Annotated in this window: 11 protein-coding genes; 5 read left to right on the forward strand and 6 right to left on the reverse strand. The window is 73.2% G+C overall.

The window, feature by feature from the left end; translation table 11 throughout:
* Positions 1-749: 749 nt before the first annotated feature.
* A complete protein-coding gene (locus V6V89_RS34755; RefSeq protein ID WP_334623824.1) occupies positions 750-3,050 on the reverse strand; it encodes an ABC transporter permease in 2,301 nt (766 codons plus the stop codon).
* Positions 3,044-3,775 carry an ABC transporter ATP-binding protein gene (locus V6V89_RS34760; RefSeq protein WP_334623825.1) on the reverse strand — a complete coding sequence of 244 codons (732 nt, stop codon included), beginning with the start codon at positions 3,773-3,775 and terminating at the stop codon, positions 3,044-3,046. The genes V6V89_RS34755 and V6V89_RS34760 overlap by 7 nt, the downstream gene beginning before the upstream one ends.
* A 167-nt stretch (positions 3,776-3,942) precedes the next feature.
* Between V6V89_RS34760 and V6V89_RS34765 the strand changes: the two genes are divergently transcribed.
* Positions 3,943-5,076: a sensor histidine kinase gene (locus V6V89_RS34765; protein WP_334623826.1), complete on the forward strand. Its 1,134-nt coding sequence runs from the start codon at positions 3,943-3,945 to the stop codon at positions 5,074-5,076.
* A complete protein-coding gene (locus V6V89_RS34770; RefSeq protein ID WP_334623827.1) occupies positions 5,073-5,747 on the forward strand; it encodes a response regulator transcription factor in 675 nt (224 codons plus the stop codon). The genes V6V89_RS34765 and V6V89_RS34770 overlap by 4 nt, the downstream gene beginning before the upstream one ends.
* Positions 5,748-5,780: 33 nt before the next feature.
* On the opposite strand, the gene V6V89_RS34775 is transcribed toward V6V89_RS34770, so the two are convergent.
* A complete protein-coding gene (locus V6V89_RS34775) occupies positions 5,781-6,479 on the reverse strand; it encodes an ArsR/SmtB family transcription factor (RefSeq protein WP_334623829.1) in 699 nt (232 codons plus the stop codon).
* A 63-nt stretch (positions 6,480-6,542) separates the two neighbouring features.
* On the opposite strand from V6V89_RS34775, the gene V6V89_RS34780 reads away from it, so the two are divergent.
* A complete protein-coding gene (locus V6V89_RS34780) occupies positions 6,543-7,286 on the forward strand; it encodes an isocitrate lyase/PEP mutase family protein (protein WP_334623830.1) in 744 nt (247 codons plus the stop codon).
* 58 nt (positions 7,287-7,344) lie between these two features.
* On the opposite strand, the gene V6V89_RS34785 is transcribed toward V6V89_RS34780, so the two are convergent.
* Both V6V89_RS34785 and V6V89_RS34790 read right to left on the reverse strand, forming a co-directional pair.
* Positions 7,345-8,172 (reverse strand): hypothetical protein, encoded by an 828-nt coding sequence (locus tag V6V89_RS34785; protein ID WP_334623831.1) that lies wholly within the window; start codon positions 8,170-8,172, stop codon positions 7,345-7,347.
* Between the two features lie 4 nt (positions 8,173-8,176).
* The gene (locus V6V89_RS34790; RefSeq protein WP_334623832.1) at positions 8,177-9,115 is read right to left on the reverse strand and encodes a helix-turn-helix transcriptional regulator; all 939 of its coding nucleotides are present in this window, start codon (positions 9,113-9,115) and stop codon (positions 8,177-8,179) included.
* A gap of 62 nt (positions 9,116-9,177) precedes the next feature.
* Between V6V89_RS34790 and V6V89_RS34795 the strand changes: the two genes are divergently transcribed.
* Positions 9,178-9,576, forward strand: a complete 399-nt coding sequence (locus V6V89_RS34795) for a RidA family protein (protein WP_334623833.1) — start codon at positions 9,178-9,180, stop codon at positions 9,574-9,576.
* Positions 9,573-9,998 carry an SRPBCC domain-containing protein gene (locus tag V6V89_RS34800; protein WP_334623834.1) on the forward strand — a complete coding sequence of 142 codons (426 nt, stop codon included), beginning with the start codon at positions 9,573-9,575 and terminating at the stop codon, positions 9,996-9,998. Before V6V89_RS34795 ends, V6V89_RS34800 begins: the two co-directional genes overlap by 4 nt.
* Here V6V89_RS34800 and V6V89_RS34805 read toward each other — a convergent pair.
* Positions 9,991-11,931 (reverse strand): Ig domain-containing protein, encoded by a 1,941-nt coding sequence (locus tag V6V89_RS34805; protein WP_334623835.1) that lies wholly within the window; start codon positions 11,929-11,931, stop codon positions 9,991-9,993. The genes V6V89_RS34800 and V6V89_RS34805 overlap by 8 nt on opposite strands.
* Positions 11,932-11,936: the final 5 nt, after the last annotated feature.

Genomic DNA, 11,936 nt, shown 5'->3' on the forward strand with positions numbered 1-11,936 from the left:
GCGCCGCCGCCCCGCCGCGCCCCGCCGCCCCGCCCGCCGCCTCGCGCCGCCCGGCGCGGCCTCTCCCCGCCGATCAAGGGCAAATGCACGTGGTTGGATCTCAAATTCGCGTGCATTTGCCCTTGATCGATGAGAAAGGCCATGATCGCGCCTTGGACGGACGCCTGGTCTGTAGCGACCCACGGTGGGCGCGGCGGGCAGGTGGGTCGACCACGCGGTTTCGGTATCTTGCGCTATCGGACGCGGGTTGAGGGCGCGCTTTCCCCGATACCGCGGCCTCCCGCGCCTGCCGCGACGCGGACCACGACGCACCGCGTAGGACGACGCACCCCGGCCCGCCAGGCTCCGCAACGATCCGTGCACTGCCGAGCGCCGCGCCCATAGCGGGCGCCGATCAAGGCCTCAACGCCGTGGAGCTAGGGGCGGGAGCCAGGTGTCAAGGTCGTCGTTCCGCGAAGGCTGTGAACGGCCCGCGCGGCTCGCAGCGCGGAACGGGGCAATCCGGTCGGGTGAGGGCGCCGTACGGCGCCCGTCCCATCGCGGCAATCGACCGTGACGCGGCGGCGGATCGCCTAGCTCAACGGCGCCGATCAAGGAGATCTCCGTCGATCAAGGGCAAACGCACGTGGAAAAGAGATCCAACCACGTGCGTTTGCCCTTGATCGACGAGGAGAGGCCGAGCCGAGCCCGGCGCGGCGAGCCCGGCGCGGCGAGCCCGGCGCGGGCGCGGCGTGGCGTGGGACCAGGGGTCAGGGGCGGGCGAGTCGGGCTGGGATCGCCGACGCCAGCACGGCCAGCAGCAGGCATACGCCGATCACGCCGCCGACCACCGGCCACGGCACCACCAGGTCGACCGGCGCCTGCACCTGCTCGCGCAGCCCTTCCCGGATGCTCACCAGCGCGGCCACCGCCACCGCCCCACCGAGCAGCGTGCCGATCGCGACCACGAGCGCCGACTCGGCCGCCGCGGTCCGCGCCACCTGCCACCGGGTGGCCCCGGCGAGGCGCAGCACCGCGAAGTCGCGCACCCGGTGGACCGCCGACATCAGCAGTGTGTTCGCTACGGCGAGCGCCCCGTACCCGGCCGACACGCCGACCAGCATCAGCGCGAAGATCCAGACGAGCCGGTCCTCCTCACTGTCGGCCTCTGCGGCGTACGTGGCCACGTCGACGACCCGCGCGCCCAGGCCGGCCGGTACGGGCTCGGAGTGCCGCGCCCGCGCCATCGGCGCGAGCGCGGACGGGTCGTGCGCGCGGACGAGGTCGCGCGGCAGCAGCACGTCGACCGGAGCCGGTCCACTGTCGACCACCGCCTCCACTCGCACCGGCACGGTCTCACCGTCGGCGAACACCATCGGCACGCTCTGGCCCACACTCCAGCCGTACTGGTCGGCGAGGCCGCGCGAGACAGCCGCACCCTTACGCTCCACACCGGACACCGACAGTGGACGCTCGCCACTGTATACAGTGGAGGATAGTGGGCCGCGACCCGCCGCGTCGGACAGGCCCGGCGTGCCGTCGGGCACGACGACCGCGCCCGCTTCGACGGCCGCTGCTCGGCGGGCGGCGTACGCGTCGGCGGAGGTGGCGACCATGCCGGAGATCATGATGGCGAACGCGACGGTGAGCAGCACCGGAGCGGCGGTGCCGGCGGTGCGGCCCCGCGCGGTGAGCGCCCCCTCCCTGGCGAGCATTCCGGTGGCGCCCCGCGCGCCGCGCAACGGCCAGGTGAGCAGCCGCACGACGGGCGGCACCACCGCGGGTGCGAGCGCCGCCGCGCCCAGTACGAGCGCCATCGCGCTGTAGAGCGCGAACGTGGCACCGTTCTGCGCGTCGCCGCTGGTCGCCGTGCCAACGGCCAGGGCCAGTCCCAGGGCGGTGCACGCCAGGCCCGCCGCCCACCGGACCCGCCCCATGGGCCGATCCTCCACAATGGCCTCGCGCAGCGCTTCGAGGGGCCGCGCTCGGCCCGCTCGGCGGGACGCGGACCAGACGCCCAGCAGCGCGACGACCGGTCCGGCGGCCAGCGACACCGCGACCGGCCAGGCCACGAACCGTACCCGGTAGCTGGCCGGCTCGAAGCCGGCGTCGACCAGCACGCCGCCGAGCGCCGGCGCGAGCGCGGCGCCGATCGCGAGCCCGGCCACCGACGCGGCCGCGCCGACCGCGAGCGCCTCCCCGTACAGCATCCGGCGCACCTGCCGCGGCGTGGCGCCGATCGCGCGCAGCAGCCCGAGCTCGCGGCGGCGCTGCGCCACCGTGAACGCGAACGTCGACGCCACCACGAACACGGTCACGAACCCGGTGAGCGCGGTCAGGGCGGTGAGCACCTGCATGCCGATCCAGCGGGTGCGGGCGTCGGCGCGCGGCTCCAGCGCCGAGCGGCCGTCGCCGGTCAGCACCCGGCCGTCGCCGCCGGTCACCTGCCGCGCCGCGGCGGCGACTTCGTCAGTGTCCACACCGGACGCCAAGACAAGGCCGATCGCCCGCACTCCCGGCGCGAGGCGCGCGGCTGCCGCGTCGCTGAGAAAGACGCCGGCGCCGTCGACGACGCCGGTGACCGTGTACTCCGCCGGGCCGGCCGCGGTCAGCAGCGTGACCCGGTCTCCGGGGCCTCGGCCGTGCGACCGTCCGAGCACCGCGTCCCGGTCGTCCTCGGGCTGCGCGCCGGCGACCAGCCCGGTGCCGCCGAGCCGGGCACCGGCCCAGCCCTGGCCGAGCGTGACCCGCTCGTCGGGCCGGCCGTCGAGCACCGGCTGGGCGTAGAACGTACGGTCCGCCACGGCGGCCGCCACGCCCGGGATCGCGGCGAGCCGGCCGGCAAGGGCGGTCGCCGTCGCCGACGACCACGGCCGGGATTCCGGGAACGGGTCGGCCACCGAGCTGACCGGTGGGCTCTGCACGATCACCGCAGCGGCGGCCACCCGGTCCGGCACGTGGGCCGCGCCGGAGGCGAACAGCAGCGTGCTGAGCGCGACCACGCCCACGCCCACGGCCGCCGCGACGAACGCCCCGAGCAGCGACACCCATCTACCCCGCAGGCTCAGCACGACGCCTCCAGCCGGGCCGTACGCGCGGCGATGTCCTCGGCGCTCACGTCCGTCAGATCCTCGACCATTCGCCCGTCGGCGAGGATGAGCACGCGGTCGGCGTACCCGGCGGCCATCGGGTCGTGCGTCACCATCACGACGGTCTGGCCCTCCCGGTCGACCAGCCCGCGCAGCAGGTCGAGCACCTGCCGCGACGTGGCGCTGTCCAGCGCGCCCGTCGGCTCGTCCGCGAACAGCACCGCCGGCCGGCGAAGCAGCGCCCGCGCCAGCGCGACCCGCTGCTGCTCGCCGCCGGACAGCTGGCTGGGCCGGTGGCCGGCCCGGCCGGCGAGTCCCACGGCGGCGAGCGCGGCCGCCACCTGGTCCGGATCGGGTCGGCGGCCGGCCAGGCGCACCGGCAGCGCCACGTTCTGCGCCGCGGTGAGCGAGGAGACCAGGTTGTACGCCTGGAAGACGAAGCCGATCCGGTCCCGGCGCAGCCTGGTCAGTGCGGTCTCGTCCAGGGCGTTGAGTAGCGTGCCCTCGATCGTCACGGTCCCCTCGACCGGCCGGTCCAGCCCGGCCGCGCAGTGCAGCAGGGTCGACTTGCCGGAACCGGACGGGCCCATCACCGCGGTGAACGTGCCGCCGTCGAACCCGACGGTCACCCCGTCGAGCGCGGTCACCCGGGTGGCGCCGGTGCCGTACACGGCCCGCACCTCCCGGAGCATCACTGTCGTCGTCATGCCCAAAACCCTGCCCGCCGCCGGGCCACCGGACATCGGGCCGCAGCCGGCACTTCACCGTCGCCCCTGGGCGGTACGCGGCACCGGGCCGCCGTGCCGGCGTACATCTGGAGGATGACGGGCCACGGGCGGACGCGACGGGCGCGACCAGCGGCTACGGTCGGTACGTGATCAGGCTCCTCACCCGCCGCCTGCGCCGCGCCGACCTCATCGCCCTCGACGCGGCGCTCGCGGTCGTGCTCGTCGCCATCTGCTGGTACGCGGCGAGCGAGCGACCGATGTCCGGCGGCCCGGCGGAGCCGGGGTGGCTGTCCGCGCTGGCCGGCCTGCTGGTCGGCGGCCCGCTGGCGGCGCGGCGGCGGTGGCCGGTCGCGGTCGCGGTGGCGGTGTGCGCCGCCGGAAACCTGACGGTGCTGACCGGGATCGTGCCGGACTACGCGAGCGGCGGCCCGGCGCTCGCGATCGCGGCCGCGCTGTACGTCACCGGCGTCGCCGTGCCGCCGCGCCGGTCCGTGGCCGTCCTGGCCGGCTGCCTCACCGCGACCGTGGCCACCCTGATCGCGGCCGACTCCACGGGGGCGGTCACCGACATCGGGTTCTTCTGCCTGGTGGTGGCCGGTGCGTGGCTGCTGGGTTGGCTGGTGCGCGAGCGCCGGGCGTACGCGGCGCAGGCGGCGGAGGAGTTCGCCCAGCGAGCGGTCACCGATGAGCGGCTGCGCATCGCCCGGGAGATGCACGACATCGTCGCGCACAGCATGAGCCTCATCGCGGTGAAGGCGGCGGTCGGCAACCACGTCGCCGAGGCCAGCCCCGCGCAGGCGCGCGAGGCGCTGGCGGTCATCGAGGCCACCAGCCGCGGCGCGCTGGTGGAGATGCGGCGCGCGCTGGGCGTCCTGCGGCAGGATGCCGAGTACGCGCCGGCGCCCGGCCTGGCCGAGCTGAAGGCGCTGGCCGAGCGGGCGGCGGCCGGTGGAGTCGACGTCGAGCTCGACGTCGACAAGCGCGCCGAACTGCCCGAGGCGGTCGGCCTGTCCGTGTTCCGGATCGTCCAGGAGGCACTGACCAATGTGGTCAAACACGCGGCACCGGCCCGCTGCCGGGTCGCCGTCACCGTCCACTCCGGAGAGGTGAGCATCGAGGTGACCGACGAGGGCGGTTTGGTGCAGCCGGTGCCCGCCGGGCACGGCCTGATCGGCATCCGCGAGCGGGTCACCATGTACGGCGGGGAGTTTACCGCCGGCCCGCGCCTCGAGGGCGGCTTCCGGGTCAAGGCCCGCCTGCCGTACGGGTCCGTAGCGTGATCAAGGTATTGATCGCCGACGACCAGGCGCTGCTGCGCGGCAGCTTCCGGGTACTGGTCGACCTGGCACCCGACCTCGCCACGGTGGCCGAGGCCGGCACCGGCGCGGAGGCGGTGACGCTCGCCCGCCAGCACCAGCCCGACGTGGTGCTGATGGACGTGCGCATGCCGGAGATGGACGGCATCGAGGCGACGAGGCGCATCTGCGGCGACGCGGCCACCGCGAGCGCCCGGGTGCTGATCCTGACCACGTTCGACCTCGACGAGTACGTGTACGCGGCCCTGCGCGCCGGGGCCAGCGGTTTCCTGCTCAAGGACACCCCGCCGAACGACCTGCTCGCCGCGGTGCGGGTGGTCGCGGCCGGCGAGGGCCTGCTCGCCCCGAGCGTGACCCGGCGGCTGATCGCCGAGTTCGCCCGGCGCCCGGAGCCGGCCCGACCCCTGCCGCGCCGGCTCGACGGCGTGACCGACCGCGAGCGCGAGGTGCTCACGCTTGTCGCACATGGCCTGTCCAACGTGGAGATAGCGGAGCGGCTGACGCTCAGCCTCGCCACCGTCAAGACGCACATGAGCCGGCTGCTGAGCAAGCTGCACGCCCGCGACCGGGCACAGCTGGTCATCGTGGCGTACGAGACCGGCCTGGTCTCGGCCCGCCCCTCGTCAGGGTCGTAGCCGCATCACCCGATTCATCGATGCCGGGAATCGTCAATCGATGTCGGAGGGCCCCAGGAGATCGCTGAGCGCGGCCTTTCCGCTCGGCGTGAGCCGCACCGCCCTGCCGGACCCGATTCGCGCGACCCACCCGTTGTCGAGGAGCGTCTCGCACAGCTTCGCCCCGGCGAGGCCGGCGAGGTGCTGCCGCCGCTCCGTCCAGTCGAGGCATCCGCGGGCGAGGGGGCGTTTGCCGGGCCGCAGTTCCTGTGGGTTCAGCCCGAGGGTGCCGGTCAGCCAGGCCAGACCGGCCGGGGTGATGGCGAAGCCGCCGCTCTGGTCCAGCAGCCCCGCCCGGGTCATCCCGTCGGTCACGGCGACGCCGAGCCGCCCGGCGAGGTGGTCGTAGCAGGTGCGGCCGCGGCGCAGGGCCGCGCTGGCGGTCACCGCTCGCAACCCGCGCGCGGCGACGGGGCGGGGCGCTGTCTGGGCGGACAGATCCTCGATGAGGTGCGCGACCGAGGGGCCGGCGAGCTGCACGTACCGGTGACGGCCCTGCCGGCGCTCGACGAGCAGACCACCGTCGATGAGTCGGTGGAGGTGCTCGGTCGCGGTGGAGGGCGCGACGCCGGCGTGGCGCGCGAGCTCGCCGGCGGTCCAGGCGCGGCCGTCGAGCAGCGCGAGGCACATGGCCGCGCGTGTCTCGTCGGCCAGGAGAGCCGCGAGCGAGGCCAGGTCCGAGGCTGAGGTCACCCTCTCATTGTCCGCCGCGTCCTTTCGGCCGGTACCGAAGGATCGCGGCCGTAGCGTTGCCACATGCGAGAATTCGCCGCTCTGCACCGCACCGGCGCCCCTCTGGTTCTGCCGAACGTGTGGGACGTCGCCTCTGCCCGTGCCCTGGTCGAGGCCGGGTTCCCCGCGCTCGGTACGACGAGTCTCGGCGTCGCGGCGGCCAGCGGCCTGCCCGACGGTGTCGGCGCCGCCGAGGACGCGACGTTGCGCCTCACCCGCGGCCTGGCGAAGCTCCCGGTCCACCTCACCGCCGACATCGAGACCGGCTCGGTCGGCGGTGCGGCCGCCGTGGCCGCCGCCGGCGCCGCCGGTGTGAACATGGAGGACGCCATGGGGCCGGCCGCGGCGCACGCGGCGCTGGTCCGGTCGGTGAAGCGGGAGGTGCCGCGGCTGTTCGTCAACGCGAGGACCGATACGTATTGGCAGCGCCCCGGCGACCTGGCCGAGACCCTGCGACGGGTGCGGCTCTACGCGGACGCCGGCGCCGACGGGGTGTTCGTTCCCGGCCTGTCGGAGCCCACCGACATCGCCGCCGTCGTGGCGGCGGTCGACGTGCCGGTCAACGTCCTGTTCCTGCCCGGCCGGCACACCGTCGCCGCCCTGACAGAGCTCGGCGTACGGCGGATCAGCACCGGCTCCCTGCTCTTCCGCGCCGCGCTGGCGGCGTCTGTGGACACGGCCATAGCCGTCCGCGACGGCTTGGAGGTACGGCCGGACCTTCCCTCCTACACACAGGTCAACGCCGGATACGCGGCGCCTGACGGATGACCCGGCACGAGGCCGGGTCGTCCGTTCGCGTCAGTCGTTTCGACCAGTCAGCGTGGCGTCACTGTGACATCAGTCCTGCGTTCCCCGTGAGGTCGGTGCAGTAGGCGATGCTGGCGTCGTCCCCCGCGACGGCCTGGCGGGCCTCCGCCTGGCGGACGCGACGGATGATCGCGGCGGGTCCGCTCGACGCGAGGACCGCCATGACCTCCGGCCAGCCGGCAAGCTGAAACTGGTCGACGATTCGGCTGGCCCCGTTGCTGAGCAGGGCGGCAGCGGTCAACTCGTAGGCGGGGCAGCGTCCGACGATCGCCTCGGCCGCGGCCCGGGGGTCTTCCTTGGCCACCCAGTAGCCGCCCGGCCGGTTGCGGTTGGCGCGCATCACCTCGGTGCCCTCGCGGCGGACCCGCTCGTATTCGGCGCTGCCGTCGGTGGCGGCCTCCAGCGCGGCCCGGAACGGCTGGGCGAGCGTCACCTCCCGCGGGTCGCAGACGGCGAACGGCGCGCCGGCTCGGTCGAGGACCGCGACCGAGTCGCCGAGCACAAGGTGGTCGGCGCGGCCGTCGCGAAGGCGCAGGATCGCCACGGTCGCCCACGGGCTCCGGGGATCGGTCAGGTCGCAGGTGGCCCGGTGGGCGTCCGCCACCCGCTCGATGGCCTCGCCGAGCAACTCCGGAAGGGTCCGGTCGGCGCCAAGCGACAGGAGGCCGAGCAGTTCCCCTCCGAGGCGACGCGCGTACCAGGCCACGCCGTGCCGGCACACCAGTTCCATACCGGACACACCGCCGGCGCCGTCGATCAGCACGGCCGCGGCGGGTACGGCGCCGACGAAGTCCTCGTTGACACGGCCGGGCCGAGCCGCGCCAACGCTTTCCATCGCGATGCGCACGTGTTCAGTATCGGTCGAGCAGCCACCGGCCGAGCCCGCGCATCCGGTCGGTCAGTGACGCCGGTTCGATGACGTCGAGGTCGAGGTTGAGGTAGATGAGCCAGCGGGCCGCCCAGTCGAGGTCGTCGGTGCCGAAGTGGAGTTCGCACTCGTCGCCATCCTCGACCACGGTGCCGACGCTCGCGTCGACGAGCTCGCGGACGAGGTCGGCCGACGTGTGTACCCGCACCCGGACGCGGTGCCGCCACGGCCCGTGCGCGAGCGTGTCGGACACGAACGCGGCCGCGTCGGACGGCGGCTCCGGCACCGGGAAGCGCGTCCCGAGCGGCTGGACGTGATCGATGCGGTCGAGGGCGTAGACCGTCCAGCGTTCGGCCCCGCGGGGGCAGGCGACGAGGTACCAGTAGCGGCGCAGGGTGACGAGCCGGTACGGCTGCACCTCGGTCGGTGCGGCGTGCGCGGTGTCGTGGCGGCGATGCCGGATGCGGATGGCCTCGTTCGCGCGGCAGGCGAGTGCGGCGGGTACGAGCACGTCGCGGCCGGCGCGGCGGCGGGACTGCCCGGAGGGCGCCTGCACGTCTGCGAGCGCGGCGAGCCGGGCCCGCCAGCGCGACGGTACGACCTGGGTGAGCTTGGCCAGTGCGGTGGTCGCGGCGGCGTCGAGGCCCTCGACGGCGACCGCCGCGCGCAGGCCGAGGGCGACGGCGGCCACCTCGTCCGCGTCGAGCAGCAGCGGCGGCATCGTGCGGCCGGACGCGATCCGGTAGCCACCGGCGCGGCCGGCCTCCCCGCCGATGTGGTAGCCGAGCTCGCGCAGGTGCGCCACGTCGCGCCGGGCGGTGCGCTCGGTGACGCCGAGCCGGGCCGCGAGCTGGGTGGCGGAGATGCCCGGATGCGCCTGGAGCAGGGCAAGCGTCTCAAGACGCCGGTTGGTGGTGCTCATCAGACGATGATCCGATCCATACCCTGACAGTATCTGTCCGGGTAGGGTGCCAAGCTGGAGGCATGACACAGAAAACGCTGCTCAGTCCCGAAGGACTCGTCCAATCGCCCGCTTTCAACCACGTCGCCGTGGTGCCGCCGGGCGCGACCATGATCTTCGTCGGTGGCCAGAACGCCGTCGACGGCGAAGGGGTTCTCGTCGGCGGCGACGACGTGGCCGCTCAGGTCCAACGGACGATGGCCAACCTGCACGTAGCGCTGGCCGCCGCCGGCGCAAGCGTCCATGATCTGGTAATGATGACCATCCTGCTGGTCGACGGCGTCGACCTCGCCGCGGCCTACCCGGTCGCGGCCGCGTCGATGGGCGGCGCCGCGCCGACGGTCGCGGTGGCTCGGGTGGCCGGCTTGGCGGTACCGGGAGCGCTGGTCGAGGTCAGCGCGGTCGCCGCGGTGACGCCGTGAACGCGGGATGGCGGCGCTCCGAGGTGGGACGCACCCGCGACGCCGGCTGGCAGATCGGGGTGTCGAAGACGATCGACCGGCCCGTCGAAGACGTGTGGAACTTCATCACGTCGCCCGCCGGTGTCGCGATCTGGCTGGGCGAAGGCGTCACCGTCCCGTCGGAGCGTGGCGAGGGCTACGAGACCGCGGCCGGTGTGCGGGGCGAGACCCGCAGCTTCCACGAGCTCGACCGGATCCGGCTCACCTGGCAGCCACCCGACTGGACGCATGACACGACACTGCAACTGGTGGTGACGTCCGCGGGCGAGGGGCGTACCAGGTTGGGGGTCCATCAGGAACGGCTGGCCGGCGCTGCTGAACGCGAGCAGCAGCGCCGGCACTGGCAAGCCGTCGTCACGGCGATCGTGGCGGCGCTCAGCTGAAGGCCTTCACCTCCAACAGACCGACTGAGAGGTTCGGTGCGCTCTGCAATACGACGCGCAGGCGTGTGGTATTCACCGCGGAGAAGTCGACCGTGTTGTACTGGTTGGCAGCGACGGGATACCCGCCGGCGCCTGGCACGTCCACATAGGAGCTTCCGTTCCAGTACTGGAGGCGCCACGACGCGGGCAGGTCGATGCCCTGGTTGTCGTCGAAGAAGTACACCTGCGCCTGCCGAAGGCTCTGCGCCGACGACCACGTGAGCTCGGCCCACTGCTCGCCCTGCTGCGGCCAGGTGCCCCAGCGGTTGCCCTGGTTCGGCGCGCCGATGTTCGAGCTGGCCGGGTCGCCGCCGGTGTTGATCGCCGCGCAGCTCTCCCATGACGAGGTGAACGAACACGACGTGGTCGCCTGCGTGGCGAGGTTTCCGCCGCCGGGGTTACCGCCGCCGACGGTGAGCTGGAAGGTGCGGCTCACCGGGGCGCTGGCGCTGTCGTAGTCGCGCAGCTCCACGGTGAACGAGTACGTCCCAGCCGTGCTGGGAGTGCCGCTGATCGTGCCGGTGAAGCGGTCGAGGCTCAGGCCGGCCGGCAGCGCGCCGCCGGTGACCCGCCAGTCGTAGAAGGGGACGCCTCCCTTGGCCGCCAGGGTCTGCTGGTAGGCCTGGCCGGTCGGGGCGTTCGGCAGGCTGGTGGTCACGATCGAGGGCGCCAGGAACGGCGTGAGGTTGCGATTCACCGGCCAGCCGGCGTTCTCGGCGACCAGCAGTGCCAGTTTCGTCAGCATCCACCTGCGGGTGGGGAACAGGTGAGTCCAGCCGCCGCTCTGGCCGCTGAGGCGGTCCCAGTACGGGGACGTGCCGGGGATGTGATAGCTGCTGTCCAGCGGCACGGTGCGGCCCTGGTACGCGATGACCTCCTGGTCGTTCGCGCCCTGGGTGTTGACGTAGTTGCGCATCCCGGCCCAGTCGCTGTGATAGGCGACGGCGTGCCCGTACTCGTGCATGACCAGGCCGTGCACGTCGAGCACCGAGCCCGCGATCTCCGTCCGGTACCAGTCCTCGTCGGCGAGCGAGGTGAACAGCTGCTTGCCCGCCTCGTCGTACTCGAAAATCATCGCGGTCGACCGGTGGATCGGTCCGGGCAGCTGCTGCCCGTTACGGGTGTGGTACCGGCCGTTGGCGGCTGGATAGCCGGTGGAGTACGGCGTCTGGATACCGCGGAAGTACACGTACGCGCCGTTGTAGGCCACGTTGTTGGTGACGTTGATGGTGTTCTGCCAGTCGTTGCCGGGCAGGTGGTTGGGTTCGGCTCCGGCGGCGACGGTGTCGAACGGCTGCAGGTCGAAGAAGCGGAACCAGTCCTTCACGGCTTCTTCGGCGGCGGTGCGGAAGGCCGCGTTATTGAAGTATCCGGTGATGTTGTCGTACCGGTAGTCGAAGTTGATCGGGATGGTCGGTTCGAGCGCGGTCTTCTGGTCCTGCTGGACCCGGATGGGCATGGTCTGGACGAGCGTGCTGTTGTCCGAGGCCCGGATGTTGAGCCGGAGCGTGTAGAGCTCGTCGGCGCCCGGGGCTCGCTTGGAGTGGATGGCCAGCTTGAAGGTCCTCTGTTCGGAGGCGTTCGCAAAGGTGAGCTGCTTGGTGGCTCCGGTGGCGGTGAGCTGGCTGGGCAGGTCCATCATCAGCCGGGAGGTGCCCTCGGCCTTGAGGTCGATGGTCACCGGGAATGGGCCGCTCGCTGGCGGCCGCACCGTGAGTTCGACGTACGGGTTGGCCAGATAGCCTTCCCAGTCGACGAGTTTCACGCCGTAGTCGTTGACGACGCGGCCGAACCTGTCGACCACCGTGGCCGTGCCAACGGCATGTGCCGGTGTCGCGACCAGTAGGAGCGAGGCGAGCAGCACGAGTACTGCGGGGGCGATGACGCGTTTCATGTCGG

The organism is Micromonospora sp. CPCC 206061, from assembly GCF_036906915.1.
Lineage (GTDB): Bacteria > Actinomycetota > Actinomycetes > Mycobacteriales > Micromonosporaceae > Phytohabitans.